The 25,447-nt window shown below is 56.1% G+C and carries 21 protein-coding genes; 3 read left to right on the top strand and 18 right to left on the bottom strand.

Annotated features, from left to right (window positions below; all coding sequences use genetic code 11):
• Positions 1-84: 84 nt before the first annotated feature.
• Positions 85-420: a hypothetical protein gene (locus JUE30_RS04090; RefSeq protein WP_203623752.1), complete on the top strand. Its 336-nt coding sequence runs from the start codon at positions 85-87 to the stop codon at positions 418-420.
• Between the two features lie 48 nt (positions 421-468).
• Here the strand turns inward: JUE30_RS04090 and ffh are convergent, their stop codons facing one another.
• On the bottom strand, positions 469-1,902 hold the full coding sequence (ffh, locus tag JUE30_RS04085; protein ID WP_203623751.1) for a signal recognition particle protein: 1,434 nt from the start codon (positions 1,900-1,902) through the stop codon (positions 469-471).
• An 11-nt stretch (positions 1,903-1,913) separates the two neighbouring features.
• A complete protein-coding gene (locus tag JUE30_RS04080; RefSeq protein WP_203623750.1) occupies positions 1,914-2,255 on the bottom strand; it encodes a putative DNA-binding protein in 342 nt (113 codons plus the stop codon).
• Positions 2,256-2,407: 152 nt separating this feature from the next.
• On the opposite strand from JUE30_RS04080, the gene JUE30_RS04075 reads away from it, so the two are divergent.
• Positions 2,408-2,725, top strand: a complete 318-nt coding sequence (locus tag JUE30_RS04075) for a hypothetical protein (RefSeq protein ID WP_203623749.1) — start codon at positions 2,408-2,410, stop codon at positions 2,723-2,725.
• 47 nt (positions 2,726-2,772) lie between these two features.
• Here JUE30_RS04075 and ftsY read toward each other — a convergent pair whose 3' ends face one another.
• The 10 genes from ftsY to JUE30_RS04025 all read right to left on the bottom strand — a co-directional run bounded on the left by ftsY (position 2,773) and on the right by JUE30_RS04025 (position 17,402).
• Positions 2,773-3,768: a signal recognition particle-docking protein FtsY gene (gene ftsY, locus JUE30_RS04070; protein ID WP_203623748.1), complete on the bottom strand. Its 996-nt coding sequence runs from the start codon at positions 3,766-3,768 to the stop codon at positions 2,773-2,775.
• A 9-nt stretch (positions 3,769-3,777) separates the two neighbouring features.
• Positions 3,778-7,341 (bottom strand): chromosome segregation protein SMC, encoded by a 3,564-nt coding sequence (gene smc / locus JUE30_RS04065; RefSeq protein WP_203623747.1) that lies wholly within the window; start codon positions 7,339-7,341, stop codon positions 3,778-3,780.
• A 10-nt stretch (positions 7,342-7,351) separates the two neighbouring features.
• Positions 7,352-8,050 (bottom strand): ribonuclease III, encoded by a 699-nt coding sequence (rnc, locus tag JUE30_RS04060; protein WP_203623746.1) that lies wholly within the window; start codon positions 8,048-8,050, stop codon positions 7,352-7,354.
• 136 nt (positions 8,051-8,186) lie between these two features.
• The gene (gene metF, locus JUE30_RS04055; protein WP_203623745.1) at positions 8,187-9,059 is read right to left on the bottom strand and encodes a methylenetetrahydrofolate reductase [NAD(P)H]; all 873 of its coding nucleotides are present in this window, start codon (positions 9,057-9,059) and stop codon (positions 8,187-8,189) included.
• Positions 9,037-11,325: a 5-methyltetrahydropteroyltriglutamate--homocysteine S-methyltransferase gene (gene metE / locus JUE30_RS04050; RefSeq protein WP_203623744.1), complete on the bottom strand. Its 2,289-nt coding sequence runs from the start codon at positions 11,323-11,325 to the stop codon at positions 9,037-9,039. Before metE ends, metF begins: the two co-directional genes overlap by 23 nt.
• Positions 11,326-11,749: 424 nt before the next feature.
• Complete coding sequence (gene acpP, locus JUE30_RS04045) at positions 11,750-11,995, bottom strand: acyl carrier protein (protein WP_125754792.1); 246 nt, start codon at positions 11,993-11,995, stop codon at positions 11,750-11,752.
• A gap of 54 nt (positions 11,996-12,049) precedes the next feature.
• Positions 12,050-13,054, bottom strand: coding sequence for a phosphate acyltransferase PlsX (gene plsX / locus JUE30_RS04040; protein WP_203623743.1), 1,005 nt, complete (start codon positions 13,052-13,054; stop codon positions 12,050-12,052).
• A gap of 27 nt (positions 13,055-13,081) precedes the next feature.
• Positions 13,082-15,121, bottom strand: coding sequence for an ATP-dependent DNA helicase RecG (gene recG, locus JUE30_RS04035; protein ID WP_203623742.1), 2,040 nt, complete (start codon positions 15,119-15,121; stop codon positions 13,082-13,084).
• A 216-nt stretch (positions 15,122-15,337) separates the two neighbouring features.
• Positions 15,338-17,011 (bottom strand): DAK2 domain-containing protein, encoded by a 1,674-nt coding sequence (locus tag JUE30_RS04030; RefSeq protein ID WP_203623741.1) that lies wholly within the window; start codon positions 17,009-17,011, stop codon positions 15,338-15,340.
• A 25-nt stretch (positions 17,012-17,036) separates the two neighbouring features.
• Complete coding sequence (locus JUE30_RS04025; protein ID WP_054665536.1) at positions 17,037-17,402, bottom strand: Asp23/Gls24 family envelope stress response protein; 366 nt, start codon at positions 17,400-17,402, stop codon at positions 17,037-17,039.
• Positions 17,403-17,585: 183 nt separating this feature from the next.
• Here JUE30_RS04025 and rpmB point away from each other — a divergent pair, with 183 nt between their 5' ends.
• Positions 17,586-17,771 carry a 50S ribosomal protein L28 gene (gene rpmB / locus JUE30_RS04020; protein WP_054665539.1) on the top strand — a complete coding sequence of 62 codons (186 nt, stop codon included), beginning with the start codon at positions 17,586-17,588 and terminating at the stop codon, positions 17,769-17,771.
• Positions 17,772-17,982: 211 nt separating this feature from the next.
• Here rpmB and JUE30_RS04015 read toward each other — a convergent pair whose 3' ends face one another.
• From JUE30_RS04015 to JUE30_RS03990, 6 genes are all read right to left on the bottom strand, one after another.
• Positions 17,983-18,255: a hypothetical protein gene (locus JUE30_RS04015; RefSeq protein ID WP_203623740.1), complete on the bottom strand. Its 273-nt coding sequence runs from the start codon at positions 18,253-18,255 to the stop codon at positions 17,983-17,985.
• Between the two features lie 598 nt (positions 18,256-18,853).
• A complete protein-coding gene (locus JUE30_RS04010) occupies positions 18,854-20,152 on the bottom strand; it encodes an LPXTG cell wall anchor domain-containing protein (protein ID WP_203623739.1) in 1,299 nt (432 codons plus the stop codon).
• 405 nt (positions 20,153-20,557) lie between these two features.
• Positions 20,558-20,824, bottom strand: a complete 267-nt coding sequence (locus JUE30_RS11225) for a hypothetical protein (RefSeq protein ID WP_239061354.1) — start codon at positions 20,822-20,824, stop codon at positions 20,558-20,560.
• A gap of 605 nt (positions 20,825-21,429) precedes the next feature.
• On the bottom strand, positions 21,430-22,296 hold the full coding sequence (locus JUE30_RS04000; protein ID WP_203623737.1) for a sortase domain-bontaining protein: 867 nt from the start codon (positions 22,294-22,296) through the stop codon (positions 21,430-21,432).
• A gap of 2,006 nt (positions 22,297-24,302) precedes the next feature.
• Complete coding sequence (locus JUE30_RS03995) at positions 24,303-25,181, bottom strand: LPXTG cell wall anchor domain-containing protein (protein ID WP_203623736.1); 879 nt, start codon at positions 25,179-25,181, stop codon at positions 24,303-24,305.
• A gap of 35 nt (positions 25,182-25,216) precedes the next feature.
• Positions 25,217-25,447 (bottom strand): hypothetical protein (locus JUE30_RS03990; protein WP_203623735.1); only part of this gene is annotated, 231 nt, incomplete at its 5' end.

Raw genomic sequence — 25,447 nt, 5'->3', positions numbered from 1 at the left:
ACTAAGGGGGAGTTCCCAATGGCTGTTCTAAATCCCGGGGCTATGTTAAGCTGGGACAAAACCGCACCGGATAGGAGTCCTTCCATGTTATATCAACTCTGCGCCATCATCACCGCCATTAGTGCGGCAGTGAGCCTCGGCTTTGCCATCGCCGCTTATCGGCAAAGCAAAGCGAGTTACGCCGCAGACGGGCTCAACGCGCGCTACGCACTGGCGCGAAGCGGCGCCTTAGCCATTGCCACGCTGGGCCTGCTCATCTTCCGCAGTCCCGAATACCTGGCGGCCATTGCGGTGGCGATGACCTGCGTGCAACTCTTCGACGCCATGATCGGCCAGCACGTCAGCAAGTTCAAAACATACGGGCCCCTGATCGCCGGGCTGGCCAATGCGATCGTGCTCGCCCTTTACCTGATGCAGTAAAATCAAATCGCGCCATGGAGATCAATCCATGGCGCGATTTTGGTCTAATTAGGAGTGGAAGTGCTTGGTCTTCAGGCGCTTTTTTTTGTTTTTCTTTTGCTTGCGCACCATCTTGTTCATGGCCATCTTGCCTAGACGGCCCTGAATGCCATTGCCCATCATGCCTTCCATGCCGGAGAAGTTGCCTTTGTACATCTGATTCATCATCTTTTTGGCCTGGTTGAACTGCTTGATCATCTGGTTGACCTTGACGATCGGCACGCCGGAACCGGCGGCAATGCGCCGGCGCCGCGACGGGTTCAGCAGGTCAGGGTCTTCGCGTTCCTGCGGGGTCATGGAGTACACAATGGCCTTTTGGTGCGCGATGTCCTTAGGATCCACATGGAAGTTCTTCATGGCCGGGTTATTCGCCAGCCCCGGGATCATTTTCATAATCTCATCCATGGAACCCATATTGGTGACCTGGTCCATCTGGTCGATGAAGTCGTTGAAGTCAAACGTGTTTTCCTTGATCTTCTCGGCGACTTCTTGCGCCTGCTTCTCGTCGTAGTTCTTCTGCGCCTTGTCGATCAGGGTCATCATGTCGCCCATGCCCAGGATCCGGTTGGCCATCCGGGCCGGATAGAAGACATCGAGCGCATCCATCTTTTCGCCTTGACCGACAAACTTGATCGGTTTGCCAGTGACGGCCCGGATCGACAGCGCCGCCCCACCGCGGGTATCACCATCGAGTTTGGTCAGCACGACTCCGGTGATGTCGAGGCGCTCGTTAAAGCCCTTGGCAACGTCGGTGGCGGCCTGCCCAGTCATGGAATCCACGACCAAAAGGATCTCGTCGGGATGCGCCAGATCCTTGATGTTCGCCAGTTCGGTCATCAGCTGCTCGTCGATCTGCAGGCGGCCGGCAGTATCGATCAGCACGTAATCATTCTTTTGCAGCGCGGCCTGCGCGAGCCCTTGGCGAACGATTTCAACTGGATCGGTGTCCGTGCCCATGTCAAAGACCGGCACGCTGAGCTGCTCGCCGATGACCTTCAACTGGTCGATCGCAGCCGGGCGGTAGACGTCAGCCGCAATCAGCAGCGGCCGCGCCTTTTCGTTATCCATCAGGTACTTGGACAGCTTCCCGACCGTGGTGGTTTTCCCGGCCCCTTGCAGCCCGACCATCATGATGACCGTCGGAATGTGCGCGGACTTGTTCAGCGGCACGGCCGCCTCGCCCATTGTCTTAGTCAGCTCGTCGTTGACGATCTTGATGATCTGCTGAGCCGGCGTCAGGCTGTCGAGCACTTCGGCGCCCAGGGCCTTTTCGCGGACGTTCTTAACGAAGTCCTTGACGACGCCAAAATTGACGTCGGCTTCAAGCAGCGCCAAACGAATCTCGCGCATGGTGTCGCGCACGTCTTGCTCCAATACCTTACCTTTGCGCCGCAGGCCAGAAAGGGCCTTTTGCAGGCGTTCTGATAATCCTTCAAATGCCATAAATTTGCCTCCTACCGCGCAGCTTGGTCAGCGACACGGGCCAATAACTCATTCAGTTTCGAATCGCCGGGATACTTACTTTTCACATAGCGCACCAAGTCGCCAACGGCCTCGTTTTGCGCCTGAAAATTAGCCAGCAGGTGAAGCTTGCTTTCGTATTCCTCCAGGCTCGCCTCGGTGCGGCGAATGTTGTCGTACACGGCTTGGCGCGACACGTCGAACTCGGTCGCAATCTCGCCCAGCGAGTAATCGTCGCCGTAGTACAGCTCCAGGTACGAATGCTGCTTGTCGGTCAACAGCGCCCCGTAAAATTCAAACAGCGAATTCATGCGGTTATTCTTCTCAATTTCCATTAGTTGTCCCGCCTTTTCTTCCTTATAACAGAATACCGGTCAGCCGCGGCCGCGTCAATGCAGGCAGCCGCACTTGGCGATTCGGAACAAAAGGTCAAAATTCCGCTTCCATCGTGGTAAACTAGAGAGGTAATGAATTGGAGGGAATAATTATGGTTGCAACCATTCTGTACTGGGGCATCGTGGCCGCGTTCTGCGGCTGGTTCCTCTGGAACATTGTCTTTTCCGGCATTTATCTGCACAACCATGAAAACGGGAATCTGTGGTTCTTCGCGATTCTCAACGCGATCGGCGCGCTGCTCGGTGCCATCTTCCTGTGGGTGATGAGCAACACCGCCTGGCAGAAGTACTGGTTTGACAGCTCCGTTAAGATTGGGCCGTGGCTCGGCTACATCCTGATCGCCTATGTCGTCCTGATCGTCCTGCAGCTCATCTTGGGCCGCGAGAAGAAGGAAGCGGCTACCGCATAGTCTGCTGAACACAAAACCGCTGTGAAACTCACAGCGGTTTTTTTATGCTAATTTTCTTCCTTGATCAGGCCCTTGAACAACCCATACACGAACTTGTTTGGATCAAACACCTGCAAGTCGTCCATTTTTTCGCCCAGGCCAACCAGCTTGACTGGCACGTGGAGCGAGTTGCGAATCGCCAGCACGATGCCGCCCTTGCCAGAACCATCGAGCTTGGTCAGGACAATGCCGGAGATCTTGGTGGTCTGGTTGAACTCCTTGGCCTGGCTCAGCGCGTTCTGACCGGTGGTGGCATCAAGCACCAGCAGCACCTCTTGTGGCGCATCTGGCAGCTCACGCACGATCACCCGCTTGATCTTGTCGAGCTCCTTCATCAGGTTAACCTTGTTCTGCAGGCGGCCGGCGGTGTCGACCAGCAGCACGTCGAAGTTTTGGTCCTTGGCGCGCTTCACCGCATCGAACACCACCGCGGCGGGATCACCGCCGGGTTCTGTCGCCACGACCGGCACCTCGTCGCGCTTGCCCCATTCCTGCAGCTGCTGGATTGCTCCAGCCCGGAACGTGTCACCGGCCGCCAGCAGAACCTTTTTGCCATCCTGCTGCAGCTGGTGGGCGAGTTTGCCGATGGTCGTCGTTTTGCCGGCACCGTTGACGCCAACAAACAAGAAGACGGTCGGCCCGGATTCGGCGTAGTGCAGCGAGTTATCTTCGCCTTCGCCTGCCTCGCCGTAGATGTCGACGAGTTTTTGCACGATGACTTGGGAGACTTCATCTTTGCTCTTGGCGTTCTTGAGCTTGACCTCATCGCGCAGTTCATCAGTGAGTTTTTCGGCGGTTTCGAAGCCGACATCGGCGCCGATCAGCATTTCCTCGAGGTCATCGAAGAAGTCCTCATCGACCGTGCGAAAATTGGCAAACAGCGCGTTCAGCTTTTCGCCGAACGTGCTGCGGCTTTTCTCCAGCCCAGCGTCGTACTTTTCTTCTTCAGCGGTTTCCTGCTGGCCGCCGCCGAATGCTTTCTTCAGCGAATCGAATAATCCCATGACTGCCTCCTATTTTGAAACTGGCTCGGTATTTTCATCTTGAACCTGATCCAAGGACACGGCGACCATCTTGGACACACCGGATTCTTGCATCGTCACGCCATACAGCATGTTGGCCGCGAGCATGGTGCCGCGCCGGTGCGTGATGACAATGAACTGCGTGTCCGAACTATAATCGCGCAAGAAGTGGCCGAACCGATCGACGTTAACGTCGTCGAGGCTGGCCTCAACTTCATCCAAAATGGAAAATGGCACCGGCCGCACCTTCAGAATCGCGAACAACAGCACAATGGCCGTCAGCGCGCGCTCCCCACCAGACAGCAGGGACAGCCGCGTCAGCTTCTTGCCAGGCGGCTGCGCCGAGATCTCAATGCCGGTGTTAAGTAAGTCGTCTGGATCGGTCAGGGTCAGGTGCGCCTCGCCGCCGCCAAACATCTGCGGAAAAATGGTTTCAAAGGCGGCGTTGGTGGCCTCGTACATGTCTTTAAAGCGGCTTTTGACCTCTTCGTCCAGCTCACCCATCGTGGCTTCCAGCTGGGTTTTCGCGGCGATCAAGTCGTCCTGCTGCTTCGTCAGAAAGTCAAAGCGTTCCTTCACGTTTTCGTACTCCGTGATGGCATTCGGATTAACTGGTCCCAACTCGTCCAGCCCGCGCTTTAACAGCTTGAGCTGCGACTTCAGCTGCGGCAGTTCTGCCGCCTTGCTGGTTGTGGCCTTCAGGGCCGCTTCATAAGTGAGTTGGTAATCTTCCGACAATGTGGCCAGCCGATTATCCAGATTGACCTTGATGCGCGAAAGCGAGGCACTTTGCTGTTCGGCCTGTGCCATCGCCGTGTGCTGCTGGGTGTAGGTCGTCGTGATTTCGGCCGACACACTGCTGAGTTTGCCGCGATTGGCGGCTTTTTCCTTGGTCAGTTTGTCTTGCTCCTCGCGCAGCGCCTTGGTGCTGACTTTCAACTGCGCGATGGTCTGCGTGCGGGTCTGCTTGTCAGTCGCACTTTCCTCAGCCGCCTGCTGAATTTTGGCGATCCGTTCCTTCAGCTGAGCCAAGGATTGGGTACTGGTTTGCACTTGATCTTGCCACTGCGCCAGTTGGGTCTTGGTGGTTTCGGCCGTGCTTTTAAGCACCGCCAGTTGCGTCTGCAAGTCGTTGACTTTTGCTTGGATCTCAGCCGCACTGGCCTCGGCCTGGCTTTGCTGCGCCTTGGTGCGGTCGATTTGATCTTGCGTCTCGGTCAACGCCTTGTCCACTGCTTCCGCCTGACCGGTCAACGTCTCGATCTTTTGATCATAATCGTCTGCGGTCCCGGTTGCCAACTTAGCGGCTTGGCGCTGCCGGTCAAGCTGGGTCAAACTAGCCTGCTGGGCATCCAGCTGGGCTTTTTGGGCGGAAAGATCCGCCAGCGCCTGATTGACCGCGCGGTCGGCTTCCGTGGCTGCAGTCTGGGCTGTCGTCAGCTTGGCTTGCAGGCCATTCACTAAGTCGGTTTGCTTGGCCAAAGCATCTTTCATCTGCCGCAGCTGCGCGTGCAACTGCGTGACCTCCTGGGTGCGCGCCAGCGGCGATACGCCTTGCTTGCGCGTCTGGCCACCGGTCAAGGCGCCGCCGGGAGTCAGAATATCACCGTCAAGCGTCACAATGCGGTAGCGATGATGCGTCAAATTAGCCAGTTTGATCCCGGCGTCCAAGGTCTCGGCGACAATCAGGCTGCCGAGCAGGTTTGCCATGACCGGCGCCACTTCGGGCCGGAAACGCACCAGCTCGACACCGATGCCGATAAACCCAGGCTGGCCGGCCAGTTCGGTGGCAACACTCGCCGGCAGGTTCCGCGGCCGGATCACAGCGGTCGGCAAAAAGGTCGCCCGCCCGGCGCGCGTCTGCTTCAGGTACGTGATGGCCTGCTTGGCAGCCTGCTCAGTGGTCGTCACGATCGCCTGCAAGCTGCCACCCAATGCGACATCAAAGGCCTGCTGGTACTTGCTTGGCACTGCCAGCAGCTCGGCCACAGCGCCGATGACGCCTTCGAGCTGCGCCTTGTTTTTCAGCACGGCGCGCACGCCGGAATAGAATCCGGCGTAATCATCTTTCAGCTCCTGCAGGGTCTCATAACGCGAGTTGGCGCGTTGGTACAGGGTGGTCGCCTGGTTGAGGCGGTCTTGGGCGTCCGCAAACGCCTGCTGAACGGTTTCCGCTTGTTCATGCGCGGCGGCCGCTTTAGTGCGCGCATCTTCGCTGGCCGCGGTCAGTTTGGCCACTTGCCCGATCAGCTGATCGACGGTCTCCTGCTGAGCCTGCTGGCGCTTGTTAAGCTCGGAAAGCCGCGCCCGGTCGGCGGCGCTTTGGTTCTGCGCCACCTGCTGATCCTTTTGCGCGGCCGCCAGGGCATTCTTCGTATCCGCCTGCTGCCGCAGAAGGTCAATGTACTTTGCCTGGGCTTCATCGAGCTGCTTGGCCAGTGCTTCAGGGGACTGTGCGCCGGCGCGGGCAGCCGTCAACTTTTCGGCTAACTGCTTGCGCTGCGCCGCTTGTTCGGTCTGAGTTCGCGTCAGATTTGCCACGCGCTGTTTCGCGTCGGCCAGGTCAGTTTGCGCCTGCGCCAACTGCGCCTGCAGATCCTTCAGCGTCTCCTGCGCGTTATTAGCGCGCTCTGACGACACGTTGACCTCCCCGGTGAGACTTTCCAGCTTCATCGATTGAGACAGCAGCGAATCGTTCAGCTTGGTCAGCTTGGCGTCCAGCTCCTGATCAGTCGCCGTCAGGGTTTCCGACTGGCCCTCGAGGTGCTTGGCCTTGGCGGTCAGCGCGGCCACGGTCTCCTTGGTAACCTTAGCTTCCCCTTGCGTCTTGGTCTGCTCATCAGCCAGCTGCTGGATCTCTAGTGCCAGGATTTCTTTATGAATACGCTGGTAGTCTTTCGTCTGGCGTTCGTAGTCGCGGGCCAGTGAGGCCTGCTCGGCCAAAGGCGTGACTTGCTTGTGCAACTCGGACACGATGTCGTTGATGCGATCCAGATTGTCCTGCGTTTCCTTGAGCTCCGCCTGGGCCTTGGTTTTTTGCTGTTTGTACTTCAAAACGCCGGCGGCTTCTTCAAGAATGCCGCGCCGGTCCTCTGGTTTGGAATTAAAAATGGCCTCGACGCGGCCCTGAGAAATGAACGAGAAACTCTCCTTGCCCAGACCCGAATCCATGAATAGGTCAACGATGTCCTTGAGCCGGACATTTTGATTGTTGATCAGAAAATCCGATTCGCCATCACGAAAAAGCCGCCGGGTCACTGTGACCGCGGCCGGCTGCTTCGGCAAATAGCCGTCTGAATTATCGAACGTCATCGTCACTTCGGCGCGGTTGAGCGGCGGCCGGGTGGCGGTGCCGGCAAAAATCACGTCGCCCATTTTCTCGCCGCGCAAAGACTTCGCACTTTGTTCGCCGAGTGCCCAGCGAATGGCCTCGGTGATGTTGCTTTTACCGGAGCCGTTTGGGCCAACGATGCCGGTCAACCCGGACACAAAATCGATCTCGGTTTTATCCGCGAACGATTTGAAGCCGTTGATTGTCAGATGTCTTAACTGCATGCACTTTCACTCACTTTGCGCGAAGCTTGGTCAACGCATCGTCGGCCGCGGCCTGCTCCGCCGCTTTTTTATTCTTACCCACACCAGAACCGAGCACGGTGCCGTCAACCGCAACGTCCACTTGGAACTGCCGCGCGTGCGCCGGGCCGGTTTCCGCCAGCAAGTGGTATTCGATGTCGACTTCCCCATCCTGCTGGACATACTCCTGCAGCGCGGTTTTGTGATCCATGTCGGCTGAGAACTCGCCGGCGTCAATTTTAGGAAAAATGATCTGTTTGGCAAACTTAATGTTGGCTTCACGGCCCTGGTCCAGGTACAAGGCGCCGTTAAAGGCTTCAAACAGGTCTTCCAGCAAGGTCAACCGCTTGCGGGCCCCGGCGCGCTCCTCGCCCTTGCCCAGCTTAATGTAGCGGTCAAAGTGCGCTTCTTTGGAAAAGCCTGAAAACGCGCGCGTGCGGACTGCCGCCGAACGCATCCGCGTCAGGTCGCCTTCCGGCAGGTCTGGAAACTTCCGGTACAAGTAATCTGAGACCGTCAGCTCAAGCACGGCATCCCCGAGAAATTCGAGCCGCTCGTTGTCCTTGAGGCCGAGCTCCTTATGCTCGTTGACGTAGGACGAATGCGTAAACGCTTCGTCGAGCAGGCTCAAGTCTTTGAACTCGATTTCGTACCGCTGGCGTAACTCACTGACGAACTCAGATGCGACCATTGTTGACCTCCTGTAATTTGGCTAAACATACTCTAATCCATTATACAGAACGACTGGGTCTAACACCAGCCGCCCAATGACGCGGATGAGCTTAAAAGACACGCCTGCTGTGTGCAAGCGTGCCGTTTAAGCTAAATTACTGACGCACCAGGGACCGCGTCGCCTCAACAATGCGCTTGGCGACCGTCGGGTTGTCCATGGTGTAAAGGTGGATGCCATCGACCCCGTGCACCATCAGGTCAACGATTTGATCGATGGCGTAGGCAATGCCGGCGTCACGCATGGCTTCGGGGCGCCCCTCGTAGTGTTTCATCATGCTGAGAAACTTTTCCGGCAAGCTGACCCCGCAGGTCAAGGCCATCGTGTCGATCTGGTGCTGACTGAGCACTGGCATAATCCCGGCCTCGATGGGCACTTGGATGCCCGCGGCCCGCGCCCGCGCCACAAAGTCGTAAAAGACGTGGTTATCGAAGAACAGCTGCGAGATCAGCTGTGAGGCCCCAGCGTCCACTTTTTCCTTCAGGTGGCGCAGATCGGCCTCGGGGCTGGTCGCCTCGGGATGTGTCTCGGGGTAACAGGCCGCGACGACGTTAAAGTCGCCGTACTCGTGAATGTGCGTGATCAGGTCACTGGCATGCGGAAAATCGTTGGCGACCCGGCCGCCATCAGGAATATCGCCGCGCAAGGCCAAAATATTTTCAATGCCAGCCGCCTTGAAGTCATCCAGCAGGCTGTCAACCTCGGCCGTCGTCAGCTGCACCGCAGGCAGATGCGCAACCGCCGGCAGGCCGTACTGTTGCTGGATCCGGTCAGCCAGTTCCAGCGTCACGCGGCGCTGATCTTTGGCCCCGGTGTGAAGCGTCACCGAAACAAAATCCGGGTTCAGCTCGGAAACGGCACTGATGGTGTCATCAATGCGGCGGTAGTCATCATCAGTGTTCCGGCGGCGCGGCGGAAACAGCTCGAAGGACAAGACCTGATGATCATTAAACAGTCGGTTGACTTTCATGCGCGAGCTCCTCTCGTACCTGTTTGGTCGCCTCGACCATGTTGCGCAGGCTCGCGACCGTTTCGGGCTCCTCGCGGGTCTTCAAACCACAGTCAGGATTGATCCAGACGTTCTCCTTAGGAATGCGCCGGAGAATCTCGTGAATGATCTTGACGATTTCGTCCTTGGACGGCACGCGCAGCGAGTGAATGTCGTAAACGCCAGGGCCGACGTGGGTCTCAAAGTGGACGTCGTGCAACACATCCAGCAGCGTCATATCGGCACGGGCGGCTTCAAAGCTGATCACATCCGCATCCAGCGCGTCAATGGCCTCGATGATGTCGCCAAATTCGGAGTAGCACATGTGGGTGTGAATCTGCGTCCCTGGCTGCACCTTCGCGCCGACCAGCCGGAATGCCGGCACGGCCCAGTCGAGGTACTTACTGTTCCAGTCCTTTTTGCGCAGCGGCAGGTTTTCCCGCAAGGCCGGCTCATCGATTTGGATGATCTTGATGCCATGTTTTTCCAGATCCAGCACTTCGCCTTGAAGCGCCAGTGCGATTTGCTCCGTGGAAACCTTAGGCGAGACATCCTCGCGCGGGAACGACCAGTTGAGAATCGTCACCGGCCCGGTCAGCATCCCCTTCACCGGCTTGTCCGTCTGGCTCTGGGCGTACACGGACTCCGCCACGGTAATCGGATGCGTGCGCACCACGTCGCCCCAAATGATCGGCGGCTTGACCCCGCGGGTGCCGTAAGACTGCACCCACCCGTTTTCGGTGAAGCGGAAGCCCTTGAGGTTATCGCCAAAGTATTCGACCATGTCATTGCGTTCAAATTCGCCGTGAACCAGCACGTCCAGTCCGAGGTCCTCTTGAATCTTCAGCCAGCGCCGTTCTTCCTTGTGGTTGAAGGCGGTGTATTCTTCTTCCGTGATGTTGCCCTTGCGGAACTCGGCGCGATTCTTGCGCACCGCCGCCGTCTGCGGAAATGACCCAATCGTCGTGGTCGGCAAAATCGGTAGGTTGAACTCCTTGGCCTGAATCGCCAGGCGCTCCTTGCGTGCCGGCAGCCGTTTGTAATCCTCAGGCTTCAAGGCCGCAATTTTGGCGTTGATGGCCGGGTCTTCATCGTAGCGCGGCGTAGCAAACAGGTGGCGGTTCGTCAGCACCGCCGGCGTGTCGCGCTTGGCCTTCCGCGCCTCGTCCAGCTCGCGCAGCTCGGTCAGCTTTTCTTCAGCAAACGCCAGGTAGCGCAGTTCCGCCGGGTCGATTTTCGTCTCGTTCTTGGTGGTGTACGGCACGTGCAGCAGCGACGTCGAGGTCGACAGCACGATCTGGTCGGCCACCTCGTCCAGCTGAGACAGCAACGTCAGCGTCTTATCGTAGTTGGTGCGCCAGATGTTTTTGCCGTTGATCACCCCGGCAAACAGCACCTTGTCCTTCGGGAACCCTTGCGTCGTCAGCAGGTCCAAGTTGACCTTCCCTTCGATGAAGTCCAGGCCCAACCCATCAAAGGCCAGGCTGGTCAGATTCTGGTAGGAATCGGTGACGTCGCCAAAGTACGTCTGCAGCAGGATCTTCGCCGACCCTTTTTGCGCCAGAATTGCCGTGTAAAGCTGCTTGAACAGGGCTCGGTCCGCGTCCGTTTGGTCAAACACCAGCGCCGGCTCATCCAGCTGGATCCACTCGGCCCCTTCGCCGACCAGCCGGCTGATGATTTCGGCGTACGCCGCCGCCAGCGCGTCCACAAAGTCCGCTGGCTGTTTGCCATCGAGAAAGCGGCTCAGGTGCAGCAGCGTGTACGGCCCCACGAGCGTTGGTCGCGCGTTGATGCCTTGCTCCTTGGCTTCCTTGAATTGAGCAAACAGCTGCCAGTCGCGCACCTTGATCTGGGTGTCCCGGTCAAATTCAGGCACCAGGTAATGGTAGTTCGTGTTGAACCACTTCTTCATGGACAGCGCCTTGACGTCGCCCGCTGCGCCTTGGTAGCCGCGGGCCAGCGCAAAGTACTCGTCCAAGGGCGCCAGCTTCAGGTCCTGGTAACGCTTTGGCACGATGTTCAGCAGAAAGGCCGTGTCCAGCGTGGTGTCGAAGAATGAAAAGTCACCGGTCGGCACTTGGTCGATCCCCGCCTGCTTGATGGTTGCCCAGTTGGCCTGACGCAGCTTTTTCGCCGTGTCCTGCAGCTCCTCGGCGGAGATGCGCTGCTTGAAATAGTGCTGGGTCGCAAACTTGAGCTCACGGTGGGCCCCGATGCGCGGATAACCAATAATTGTTGTTGTCATGATTTTGCTCCTTTTTGCGATAAAAAAAGCCGCCCCCACACTCCTAGAGAGTGCAAGGGCAGCTTGGCTGCGTTACCACCTTGTATACACGACTGACTCACGCCAGCCGCCTCGATCAGTCCGACCTTGCGGTGAGACTCGGCGCTGTAATGGGCGCACCCAGACCAACTTTGCTTTTGCTCAGCCGGCCGCGGCAGCAAAGACCATCTTCGCCGAGTTGCCTGCACCGCTTCTCATCCCCTGCGGCTTTCTGTCCCAGACTCGTCGGTTACTCATCTTTTAATCGCGTTTTAATGTTGTGAAAATTCTAACCCTGAATGCAAGACCCTGTCAACAATAAACCCAGCGAAAATTAAAAAACCATGAACTTCGGCACTAAAAAACCACCTGGTGAGCGCGGGCCTGCCAGGTGGTCATCGGTTGCTTACTTATTTTGGTGATCGAGTACGTACTGCACCGCATCCCCGACGGTTTGAATGTTTTCGGCATCCTCGTCTGGGATCTCGGCCCCAAAGGTATCCTCGAGCTCAAGCACAAACTCAACGGAATCAATTGAGTCGGCATCGAGGTCGGTCTTAAAATTCAACTCTTTGGTGACCTTGGCCGCCGGGACCTGGAAGTGGTCCTCGATCAGCCCGGCGATTTTATCAAATACTTCCTGCTCTGACATAGTGCGCCTCCTTGATTTTCACGCAATTTAGCATACCTGATTTGGGGTGCTTTGTCACGCCTTGGTCGCTGGATGGGCCTGGAAGTAATCGACCACTTTCTGGACCGTGCCGGTTTCCACCATTTGCTTGACCTGCTTGACCGTGTAGTAAACCGCCTTGGCATCCGCACCGCCGTGCGCCTTGACCACCGGGGCCTTGAGCCCCAGCAAGACAGCCCCACCGTAACTGGACACGTCAAACGTGCTGGCCACGGACTGAATGCCATCCTTCAGCAGCAGCCCGCCGAGCTTCGCCTTCACGCCGTTATCCATGATGGCGTGCTTGACCAGCCCCAAAATGGTGCGCGCAGAGCCCTCGATGGTCTTGAGCACCGCGTTGCCGGTGAAGCCGTCAGTCACCACGACGTCTGCCGTGTGCTTGAGAATCGAGTCAGATTCGACGTTGCCGACAAAATTGATCCCATCCAGCGCACTGAGCAGCTTGTAAGTCTCCTGATGCAGCTCATTGCCTTTATTGGCTTCGGTGCCGTTGTTCAGCAGGCCGACCTTGGGATTTTTCAGCCCGCGCAGATCCCGCGCGTAAAAGTCGCCCATAACCGCGTACTGAACCAGTTGTGACGCCCGGTTCTCGGCATTGGCGCCGACGTCAAGCATCACAAAACCCGCGCCGTCCGTGGTCGGCAAAGTCGGCATCAGGCCAGGCCGGTCGATGCCCTTGATGCGGCCCACAATGAACAGGCCGGCAGCGAGCAGCGCCCCAGTTGAGCCCAGCGAGATCATCGCGTCGGCCTCACCGCTTTTGACGGCCTGGGCAGCCAGGACCATGGAGGCCTGCTTCTTGCTGCGAATCGCGCGCACCGGCTCATCGTCGGAGTTGACCTTCTCAGTGGTGTGAATAATCGTCACGTGAGAATCGTTTTTCAGCAGGGGCCGAATCTTGTTCTCGTCCCCGTAAAGCAGAAAGTCGACGTCTTGAAGCTCGTCGCGGGCCTGTTCAACCCCTTGAATCACAACCTCAGGGGCGTGATCGCCGCCCATCGCATCGATAGCAATTTTCATCGTTTTAATCTCCTCTTCACACTGTTCTTAATCCAAGCTGCCGACTGCCTGCTGGCGCCGTGCCAGATACGCGCGCAGCGGGGCAAACTCGGGCGCCGAAAGCGTCGGGTCCGCCTTGAACAGGCCCACCGCCGTTTGCTGCGCCGCATTCAAGGTCGCGTAGTCCGCAACCGGGTCGGCGATCTTGAATTCCGGCAGCCCACTTTGCGCCTCACCGAAAATATCACCCGACCCGCGCAGTTCCAAGTCCTTTTCAGCGATCTTAAAGCCGTCAGTGGTTTCCGTCATGACGGTCATGCGTTCAACGCCAGCGTCATTTTTCGGGTCTGCCACCAAAATACAGTACGCGGCAGACTTGCCTCGCCCGACTCGGCCCCGCAGCTGATGCAGCTGGGCCAGCCCGAACCGGTCGGCATCAAAAATCATCATTACCGTCGCGTTCGGCACATCGACCCCGACTTCAACGACCGTGGTCGACACCAGCACCTGAATCTCATTTTGACTGAAGCGGCGCATAATGTCATCTTTTTCGTCGTTTTTCATCTGACCATGGAGCAGTGCAACCTGGTACTTGGCCCCAAAGGCCTTGTTCAGGTCCTCGTAGAGCTGCTCGGCGTTTTGCAGATCGATTTTCTCCGATTCGGCGATCAGCGGCGTGATGGCAAACACCTGGTGACCAGCGGCAAGTTCCGTGCTGATTCGCGAAAGCGCCTCGCGCAGCTGATTCTTGCGGACCCAGGTGGTCGTGATCGGCTGGCGGCCTGCCGGCAGCTCGTCGATTGTGGACACGTCCATTTCACCGTACGCCGTAATGGCCAGCGTCCGGGGAATCGGCGTGGCCGTCATCGCCAGCAGATCCGGCTTCAGGCCCTTTTCTTGGAGAATTTTGCGCTGGTTGACCCCAAAGCGGTGCTGTTCGTCGATGATGACCAGCCCGAGGTTCGCGAAGTCGACATCCTTTTGAATCAGCGCGTGCGTGCCAATGACAATGTCGGACGCCCCACTGGCCAGATCGGCCTTGATGGTTTTGCGCGCCGCCACGGTTGTCGCGCCGGTCAGCAGCGAGATCTTGACGGGAAAATCGGCGAACAGCTTCGTCAGCTTGGCGTAATGCTGCTCGGCCAGCACTTCGGTCGGCACCATCAGCGCCGCCTGGTAGCGCGCCGTGACCGCGGCGTACATGACGATGGCCGCCACGATGGTTTTCCCTGACCCAACGTCGCCTTGCAGCAGGCGGTTCATGTGGTGCGGCGAACGCATGTCAGCACAGATCTCGTTGACCACCCGCTTCTGGGCAGTGGTGAGCTCAAACGGCAGCGTCTTGATCAGCCCCCGCAGTGCCTGGTTGTCGTAAGGAATCGCCAGCCCGTTGGCCTCACCTTGGTTATCCTCGCGCAGCGCTTGAATCTGGGTTTCGAACAGGAAAAATTCGCGGAACACGGCACTGCGCCTGGCGGCCTTGGCCTCAAGCGGTGTATCGGGAAAATGCATGCCGTGGACGATTTCGCGGTCCGACATCAGCTTGAACTTGGCCCGCACCGCGCTGGGCACGACGTCTTGAATGTTGTCGGCATCGCGCGCCCAGGCGTCTTTGACCAGCTGGACCAGCGTGCTTTGACGAATGTTCTTGTTGACCGGATAGATGCCGGCCAGCGATGGCGCGTCCTGCGTTTGCGTAGCCAGCACCTTCATCCCGGTCATCGTGTGGCGCTTGGCGTCCCACTTGCCGTAGATGGCCGCCTCGCTGCCCTGCTCAAACTTGTCCTTGAGCCACGGCTGGTTGAAGAAGGTGACCATCACCACGCTGCGGTCGACCTGCAAGCGCACGTTCACCCGGTTCTTGTGCGCCCCAAACCGGGCCACCACCGCCGGCGCCACGACGACGCCCTTGATGGTCAGCTTTTCTTGGTCCGCCGCCTCAGCCAAATCTTTGACCTGGAGATCATCGTAACGGAAGGGAAAATAAAACAGCACATCACCGACTGTTTCCAGGCCTAAGCTGGCCAGTGCTGCTTGACGCTTGGGGCCAACGCCGGGCAGGACGGTGACTGGATCGGTTAGTGACATGGGGTTCCCTCCTTTCTGAACAGGCGACGGAATCGGGCTGCGGCTTGGCGTAATCGGGCACGGGTTCGCAACGGGGGAGCATCTAGCTACGCTCAAGGCCTCGCCAGCAAAAGACGCTGGCAATGCCTTGAGCTAGGCTAGCTGTCCCCCTAAGTGCGCGAACCCTTTGCACCTTGAACAAAAACAGACCGGACGTGGTCTCCGGTCTGCATCAAACTACTCAACTGAAACCAAATATGGATAAACGGGTTGGTCGCCTTCGTGGATTTCGACTTCCAGGTCCTCGTGCGCCTCTGTGATGGCTTTGGAAATGGCGTCGGCCTCTTCCCCGCTGCCGTCCTCACCGATGATCAGCGTGATGATTTCGGAATCTTCGTCCAGCATGGCTTCAATCATGTCGATAGCCGCCTGCTGGCGATTCTTTTCGGACACCTTGATCTTGTTATCAATGATGCCCATCCAGTCATCCTTTTTAATTTCGAGGCCGTCAATCACCGTGTCGCGAATCGACTGGGTCACCGAGCCGGAAACCACATTTGCGAGCTCTTCGGTCATCTGCTCCTGGTTTTCTGCCAGCGGCGCGTCCGGGTTGAACCCGAGCATCGCGGTCATCCCCTGGTTGATCGTCTTGGATTTGACGATTGCCACGTTGACCTCCGCCGCCTTGGCCGCCTCATCAGCTGCCATGAAAATATTAGAGTTATCCGGCAGCACGATCACGTTCTTGGCGTGGGCCTTGGTGATTGCGTCCAAAATGTCGTTGGTGCTTGGATTCATCGTCTGCCCGCCGCTCAGCACGGTGGTGACGCCCAGACTCTTGAACAAGTCGCCGAGCCCAGAGCCGGCCGCGATGGCGACGACGCCGATTTCTGCCAGCGGCTGCGGCTTGTCGTCCTGCTGAATCGCTTCTTCGCGCTCAATGATTGACTCGTGCTGAAGCCGCATGTTGTCGACCTTGATCTTCGCCAACGTCCCGTATTGCTGGCCGTAACGGAAAACGGTCCCCGGGTGCTCCGTGTGCACGTGCACCTTGACCACTTCGTCATCGGCCACGACCAGGGTGGAGTCCCCCAGCGTGTTCAGGTAATTGCGGAAGGCTTCATAGTCAAACGACTTCGGGTTATCCCCCTTGCCAAGTTCGACCATCATTTCCGTGCAGTAGCCATAGACGATGTCATCCGGATTGAGCTGGGTTTGGGCGCCTTGGTGGTGCGTGGCGTTGACCATTTCGTCCATCTCTTCTTCGTCCGGCACATAGGCGTCGTCGGCCGCTTCGCCGGAGAGCCCTTCGCTGAAGCCTTCATATAAGAAGACCAGCCCTTGGCCACCGGAATCAACGACGCCGACTTCCTTCAGCACTGCCAGCAGCTCCGGCGTTTTTGCCAGCGCGCGCTTGGCCGCCTTGGTGACAGCCGCCATCACGACGACTGCATCATCAGTTGACGCCGCAGACTTGAGGCCGGCCTTGGCCGCCTCACGCGCAACGGTCAGAATCGTCCCTTCGACCGGCTTCATGACGGCTTTGTACGCCGTTTCGACCCCGGCGGCAAAAGCATCCGCCAGGTCCTGCGCTGACAGCGTCGACTTTTTCTCGACGTTCTTGGCAAACCCGCGGAACAGTTGCGAAGAAATGACGCCTGAGTTGCCCCGTGCCCCCATGAGCAACCCTTTGCCCAGATGCTGCGCCAACTCGCCAACGCTTTGACTATCGCTTTCCAGCACGGCCTTCGCACCGCTTTGGAAGGTCAGCGTCATGTTGGTCCCCGTGTCGCCATCCGGCACCGGGAACACGTTCAGTGAGTTGACGAATTCTGCGTTTTGTTTAATGCGATGTGCAGCGACGCGGATCATGTCCTGGAACTTCGCTGCTGTAATTTCTGTGACTTCCACCTGTTCAGTCCTCCTCGCGCCGCTGCTAGTCGTTAGCCAACACCCGTACGCCCTGCACGATGACCGTCACTTCATTAGTGGTGACCCCGAGCATGGTTTCCAGGTTATACTTGACCTTCTCCTGGACGTTGCGGCAGACCTCCGAGATCTTGGTGCCGTAACCGACGATGATGTTGACTTCAATCGTGACGCCGTTGTCCGCCTGGCGAACGACGACCCCGCGGGCGTAGTTTTCCCGGTTTAAAATATCATTCAAATTATCGCGGATCTGGTTGCGCGAAGCCATGCCGACGATGCCATAAATATCAGTGGCTGCACCGCCGACGACCGTTGCGATGACATTGTTCGAAATATCGATGGTGCCATACTTGGTCTTGATTTTTACCGCCATGCGATAACCTCCTATTTGACTAGGTATTTCCCAAATAGTTTAGCATAGCAACCCATTATTTGAAAGGAAGGCGGCAGCTGTCAAGTAATTTTCCTTGCTAGCCCTTGTATTCGGCCCGGCCGTATGATAAATTAGATGAGTGAAAAAAATCGCAACATGCGATTGCAAAGGAGGTCCCTCGTTATGGCAAAAGACGTCATTACCGGCCGTCACACGACTTTTGGCAACAAGCGTTCACACGCTTTGAACTCAAGCCGTCGTGCCTGGAAGGCCAATCTTCAGAAGGTCCGCATCTTGATCGATGGCAAGCCGAAGCGCGTTTGGGTTTCAGCTCGTGCCCTCAAGTCAGGTAAAGTGACCCGGGTTTAATCCCAATTAAAAATCGCGTCCATGTGGCGCTTTTTTTGTCCGCTCAGCCCTGCTCGTGTCATGCGAGTGGGGCTTTTGCGTCGCCAAAAAAAGCATGCCAGGTGACTGGACATGCTAAAATAACGGCTCAACTCATGATTCGAAGTGAGCTAAATTGCTTTTTCCTCTCGGGCGTCTAGCTGACGGGCCTGAGGGTCAGGCGCGGCCGCCATTAGCCCATGCGCTTCTTGTGGGCGTCACCACGGCGCATCTTGGCCGCCGTTTTGGGATTGGCCAGAATGTTCTTCCGCGACTGTTCGCGGCGCAAGCATCCACAACTGCGCACGCCGCCGTGCCGCAGCCGATATGAATCCACGACCGTCTGGTTGCCGCAGTCACACTGGCACAGCCAGTGCAGATTACCATTTGAACTATGCCCGGCTCGCTCAAGCACGACTAGCCGGCCATAACGTTCTCCAGTAATGTCTAATGGCGCACTCATCATGGGGCCCCTTCCTTGGATCATTAATCATCATCAGTTTACAGTCAAAATGCCGAATATAGTTCAAAACGGGCATAACTGACCTAATTAATTGATCAATGATTGGCGGTCAAATGCGGCGCAGACGAAAAAAGGCACGCAAAGAACACCATTCTATTCGAAATGGTGTCCCCTGCCACCGTGGTTGCCCCGGTGGCTTTTTATTGCAGGGTTGCCCCTGCCTGCTATCCCCGTTGCGTTGCCGCTTCGAGTCTCTTTATTAAGTTAGGAAAGTGATAGCAGCATCCTGCCATGCGTCCTGAAAGGACCCCCTATATTCGAATAGGGTCTTCATAGCCAACCAGCTGGCGGCTCAGCATGCCGGGTCAACCCTGGTACGGTCGGATCGCCCGGTAGTCGGCGAGTAGTGCTGATGGGGTTGTTCCTTCCCTACCCACTCGTCATCCATAGTTAGTATTGCACGCAATGAAACCGCTGTCAACTATTTTTCTCGCTAATATTTTACAATATTTTTGCGGCCCGCCTCACAGCAAAAAACATGCCCACCGAAGCGGACATGTCAGAGAGTTGAAAGCACTTGAGGGCCATGAAATTCTTTCAGTTAGGCGCGCTTGCGGCCAATCCCGCTCAGGCCCAACAGTGCCCCTAGTGTCGCGAAGACGCCCAGCCCAGCAGCGGCCACGTTTGACGCTTCGCCAGTGTGCGGTAAAACCCGCTGGCTTGCGGTCTTCTTGCCTGGTTGGCGAGACTGTTGACCTGGCTTTGGTGCAGGGGTCGGCCGCGGCGTGGTGATGTCCGCAGCTGGCATGATCAGCGCGGCCGGAAAATCAGGCTCCTCTGCCCCGTCCTCGCCGTTCTTTTCCGCTTCTGAACGGGCCTTCTCAGAGGCTAAGGTCGACAGGTTCGGCAGGTTTTCCATCTTGTTCAGATTGCTGTTGACCGCCTGTTCCATCGCGTTAGAGGCTTCTGTCGACTTGTTCGGGGTCTCGGCAATCGTGTCAATGTGATTCAGCTTGCTTTGGTGCATCAGTTGGCCGGCCTTGAACCCGGCTTTAATTGCTTCGATGTAGTCCGCGCTTTTTCCATCCGTAAAATGGGCTGGCAGCGAGGCTGCGCCGGTCTTGCCGATCTGCAGCCCTCTGTTGTAGGCATCAAGGTCCTCCTCGGTTTTGCCGGTCGGGTTGGTCGGATTCTGATTATTGACATCATTGTTGGCCTTGGCTGCGGCGTCATCTGAAGCCTGAGTCGACATGTTTGGTGTCTCGGCAATCGTGTCAATGTGGTTCAGCTTGCTTTGGTGCATCAGCTGGCCGGCCTTAAACCCGGCAGTGATTGCTTCAATGTAGTCGGCACGCTGACCATCGGTAAAGTGAGCCGGCAAAGAAGCCGCGCCAGTCTTGCCGATCTGCATCCCCTTGGCGTAAGCGTCAAGATCTTCACTGACCTTACCTGTTGGATCGGTCGGATTCTGATTATTGACATCGTTGTTGGCCTTGGCTGCGGCGTCATCTGAGGCCTGAGTCGACTTGTTCGGCGTCTCGGCAATCGTGTCAATGTGGTTCAGCTTGTGTTGGTGCATCAGCTGGCCGGCCTTGAACCCGGCCGTGATGGCCTCAATGTAGTCGGCGCGTTGACCATTCGTAAAGTGGGCCGGGAGCGAGATCGCACCAGTCCTTCCAATCTGCATACCCTTGGCGTAAGCGTCAAGGTCGGCTTGTACCTTACCTGTCTGGTTCGGCGCCGCAAGCGTATTTGCCGCAGAGGCTTGCGCAAGCGTCGCAGCCGAGACAGTTGTGCTCCCAATCGCAGAGACGCTGAACAAGCCAGCTGCAACGACCCCAGCGGCGAACCAGGCCTTATTGGAACGAGCGGCTTTCAGCGTGTTGGAACGATTTTTCATCAAAATTCCCCCTATAAAGTGATAACTCGTCGGTACAAGTCGCGTCATACTTCTGTTGACAGGCATATACGACAGTCTTTATTTTGCATCACCTGTCCCAATGAGTATATCGGGGAGAAATGATGATTGAAACCATGAAAAAGTAAGTATAAAAATGCGGCCGGTCACTCAGGATAATCAATTCTCCATCTGAATGAGAAATTCCTGGCCGCAATCAATAAATTATGCGAATAACGTTGTCCTCACGTCCCATTAAGCATGCAATCCCCGCTCAGCCTATAAATTCACTGATACCAGCAAAAACTCCCCAGCCCCCAAGCTTTATTTCGCCTGCTTGAGTTCCGGAGAGTAAATTATTTTTCTCTTATCAGCTAATCACACGAATCTAATTTTTGGCCTATCAGCCTAATGCCGTGGCTTGCGCGGCGCAACGTGATAGCTGGCTTCCGCGGCCCGCCGCGCGGCAACCGCGTCGCCGAAGGTCGCAAAGGCCTTGTTCAAAACCAGCTTTCCGCCCACCATCAACCGGGCGAACCAGCGGTTGGCGACCGCATCCCAGCTGACACCGGTCACCCCGGAGACGTTGCGGGAATTCATGCGGATCGGTTTCTCTGGGTCGTAAGGCGTCGGTGACCCAAACTTCATCCTGACTAAGGTCTTCAGATTGGTCAAGATATTCTCCCGGGAACGCTCTCGCCGCAGACACCCACAACTTCTCACCAGTCCGTGCCGCAGATGGTTCGAATCCGTCACAATCTGATTGCCACAGTCACACTGACACAACCACAACGCATTACCACTTTGCGAATGCCCCGTCATTCGCAAGGCGACCAGCCGGCCAAACCGCCGACCGGTGATGTCAATCGCTCTGCCCATTGCATTCCCCTCTTATCTATAATCCCGACTAGGATGATTCCATCAAGCGGCCCCCCCACAGCGACCACAATTACCGCATCTGCAGCTCACACCTAGTTCAACTGTTCGTCGTTGACGCTAATTGTCATACACTCAACCTATACTGTACAATCAAACACCGAAAAAGTCAGGTAATGTGCATATCTGACTCAAATATATTTCAAATTCAGGCTCTTCACAAACTCAGCCTCGATCCGCAGATGCCCGCCCAGCGCCTTTCCACGGGCGCATACATCTAGTAAAAGCAAAAAACTCCTCGAGAAGTTATTCTCGAAGAGTTTTTTGCGAGTAAGCATTAACGGGATTTAAGTTGGCTGATAACATATCCTATTTTGAGTTTTGAGACAGCGTCGACCAAGTCCTTAGTGGGCCCAGACTAGCCGGTTTACCGTCTGTGAGATGCAGGTCTGCAAGACAACGGCTTCGCCCTGGTTCGGGCTGAGGATCGCGTTCAAGCGGTCTGCGCCGTTCTTGACGGAATAGCTCTCATCGTTGACGTCATCGGTCATGTATACCGTGTAAGTCCGCGACTGGCCATTGGCATCAGTCACAGAGACGCGGCTGCCAATGCCGAGGCCCATGATCCAGGAAAAAGTGTTGCTCTTCGCGTGGCCCGCGATCTCAGAGGTCAAACCATCCGTGGTGGTCATGTGAGTTGCCCCACCCCAGGTCATAGCCATGCCGGCCTGCGCAGGCGCCTTCGTGCGGCTGCGGCTGCCTTGAACGACGACCGTCGAATGGCCCAACCCAGAAATCGTCCCCACATAGGTTTCCCCAGTGGTGGCACGAATACTGGCCGCCTTGGCCGCAGCGCTTTGAGCGGCAGTTGGTGCCGCCGTGTGCTGGACTGGGGCTGCGACGTGACGCACTGGTGCAGCCGGATGCGACTGAGCAGCCGCAACTGGCTTGGCGGCAGTGGTGCTAGGCGTCGCCGGCTTTACGGTCGCTGGCTTCGCACTGGCACCCTTAGCACTAGCGGCCTTAGCTGCAGCCTGGTGCGCCGTCTTCTTGTCCTTGGCTGCAGCGACCGAGACCTGCTTGCTGGAAGCAGGCATTGCCCTGTGAGCACTGGCACTCGCTGCGGCACTTTTGCCGTGGCCAGTAGTCGACAGCTCTAACGCGTCAACCACATCGCCATTGCTTGCATTGGTCACGATGTTCACCGCACCAAAGCCCCCCGCAATCACGACAGCGGCACCAAGAGACAAGAATTTCATATTGATTTTCAAAAAGATTCCCCTAACCTGCAGGAAGCCCCCCGGTCTCCTACATAATGCGCGGTCAAATGCTGACGTTCTCTTCTTTTCCCAGCAGAGATCGTCCTACCGCTATTACTGACTTACAACTCCGATATGACCCAAATGGTCACGTGAAACAATTAACCTGTCTACTCACTCGAAAAACCGATAACCATTTGTTTCCGTGTTTTTGACAACCTGACCAATATACAGGGATTTGCAGAAAAGCGCAAGAACATTTTCAGAAAATATTTCGGCGGCAAATATCAGAATTGACGAAGAGTGGGGTGAAAAAATTGGGGTATTAGCATTATACAAAACCGTTCTGAAAGGCTAGGGTGAAAGCGCTAAGCACCTGATGAATAAAGGATTACAGTAATCAAGGGTCAATCACCGCTTTTCTGGGAAAAAGGCAATAGCGGAAAGTGATGGTACACCATTCAGGGTAAAATAATACCAGCAAGCTAAAACAGGCGAGGCCGTTTTCAGTAAATAACGTTTCCCTCAGCTGTTATTTTTACCCCCGTCTGGACAGATCTCACCAAGGCGCAAATCAATTCCGGCGAACAAAGAACGTCAAGGATAGTTGCCTGTTCTTGCCGCTCAGTCGGCCAGCTTCAGCGGGCGCAAAGTTGCGCGATCACACGCCGTGGGAATCTATCAGGATTGGGAACCCGGGCCGAGCCAAACATTCAGGGGCGCTACTTTCACAACCGACAGCCGCTATCCACTCCCTGTGTCTAAACAATCGCCATACCTCGCTTAGTTCCAAGTCAACCAGCGTCTAATTCCCTGATATTGCCCGCCGTGCCACAATCAACCACCTTTAAAACACTTCTGAGTGTCGAATCAGTGACGATCTGCTAGCTTTCTCACCCTTAGCGTTCCTTCAAGCTCCTTCAGTGTCTGACTCAGCATGGACCCATGAACGGATTACGCTCGCATGAGTTGGCTGGACAAAACTGTTATTTTTGTCCAATAACAGGCTTTTTCAATCTTTTCGTCGCATTTCGCAAATATTCTGCTTTCGGCCGCCAATTCGACTGACAATCACCCCCTTGTTGTCCGAAGTCAGGCTTCAACCGACAACCACCCATCATCAACTCGGCCGTTAAGAGATTCCGCCGTCAACGCAGAAATGGCCCTAAACATTTTGCAGACGCCCCCGCTACTGTGACGATTAGCCGCTTTCAATCGATGTTGATCATGGCACCCTCGCTTGGGGACTTGATCGCAATCACCACATGTCCGGTCAGCCAGCCACCTGCTGTGCCAGCCGCGCAGCCCCGAAATCTCTGACTCCTGAGCTTCGGCTGACAATCCCTTCAGACCATCAGACAAGCCAGACATCCTTCCCAAACAAAAAGACCCTGACCGGCATTGTACCGATGCCGGTCAAGGTCTTCGTATCTCCGATCAGAATGGTGAAACAAGCCGTGGACGTCCTTCTTGCATGAATAGCGATTCTTGGGGGAATTGCTCATTCATGGGCTGCACACAGATTTTGATGTGGGTCTCGAATCCGTGAGACCCACAAGTGACATCCAACAGTAGTCAAGCTGGACGCCAACTGGCTTGTTTCATTGCCGGCCACTTGGATGATGCAGCCGACGCTTTGTTTTCGGTGATCATCACCCCCTTTGAGCGGAGCGGCGGGAAGGGCTGAGGTAGCGAACTAACAACCCTTCCCCCACCCAATTGCCAATTCTAAGGGCTGTTAATCACACTCGCAAGAAATACGACTCAGCACGAAAAATTTGGTGACTCCCTGTTGATGATCACCAGCAGCCAAAACCATTCGCGCAATGACTCAACAAGACGAGGTGGGCCCGCCATCGTCTGAAACACAATTACCGTGGAACACAAAAACTCCCCGAGACCGAAATCTCGGAGAGTCTTCTCACAACCTATCAGGGGTGATAGATGTATGAATCTGATGAATCTGCACCTGATGATACTCAGGGTTGAGTAGCTCTAAAAGCTGTAGATTTTAAAACTTAAGCACGCTTGCGACGATCGCCGGCCAAGCCGAACAATGCGCCGAGAACGGCAACGGCACCAACACCAGCAGCAACAACATTGTTGCTGTCACCGGTCTTTGGCAGAGAAGCCTTACCAGCAGAAGCAGAAGTCTTTGTAGCAACGCCAGTTGTCTTGGTGCCGGTTGTCTTGTTGTCAACTGGTGTTACCTTAGCGCCGTTATCCTTGCTCCCCGCAGCCTTGTCAGCAGCTGCCTTAGCAGCGTTGTCAGAAGCAATCGTGGAGAAGTTGAAGTCCTGTGAGTTAAGACGTGTACGGTGTGAAAGAACAGAAGCTGCTTCACGACGGCCTTCGGATTCGCGGGTCGAGAAGTTGACGTCCTGTGAGTTTACACGAGTACGGTGTGACAGATTAGCAGCCTTCTCAGCTTCAGCAGAAGACTGAGTCGAGAAGTTTACGTCAGCGGAGCTAGGACGGGTACGGTGTGACAGTGGGGCATTAGTGTCGATGGCTGGAACATTTGTGTAATGGCCAGAGCCACCAAACTTGATGTCGTTGTCCTGAGTTGCCGCAGAACTGTTCTTTGTGGTGTAATGGCCAGAGCCACCAAACTTAATGTCGTTGTCCTGAGTTGCCGCAGAACTGTTCTTTGTGGTGTAGTGACCTGAGCCACCAAACTTAATGTCATTGTCCTGAGTTGCTACGGAACTGTTCTTCGTGGTGTAGTGACCAGTGTCACCAAACTTCTGATCGTTTGCCCCGGTAGTCTGAGCATTCTTCACAGCTGACTTTGCAGCAGTGAATGCTGCTTGTGCAGCATTATAAGCATCAACGGCAGCTTTCTGGGCATTGGCCGCAACGTCGACTTCCTTTTGTGCTGCAGCCTTAGCAGCCACAGTGTTAGCAGCTGCAAGCTTGTACTTAGCACTATTCAGAGCACCAGTAGCAGCAAACGCAGCTTGTTGCTTGCTTGTGACATCATTCTGCGCAGCCTTTTCAGCTGCAGCTGATGCCAGCTGTGAAAAGTGGCGCTACGATATTTGGAGTTGAAAGGCATCTTGCCTCGAAACTCCTTTTTATATACCATTTTTATGTCTGAGCACACAAAGAGGACATTACACTGTCCCTTGTCTGCTCTCCGACCAAAGAAATTAGAAATGGA

The sequence above is a fragment of the Lacticaseibacillus sp. 866-1 genome (assembly GCF_016861825.1).
Taxonomy (GTDB): Bacteria; Bacillota; Bacilli; order Lactobacillales; family Lactobacillaceae; genus Lacticaseibacillus.
Note: the sequence above shows the minus strand (reverse complement) of the source record. Positions and strands in the feature narration are given on the sequence as shown.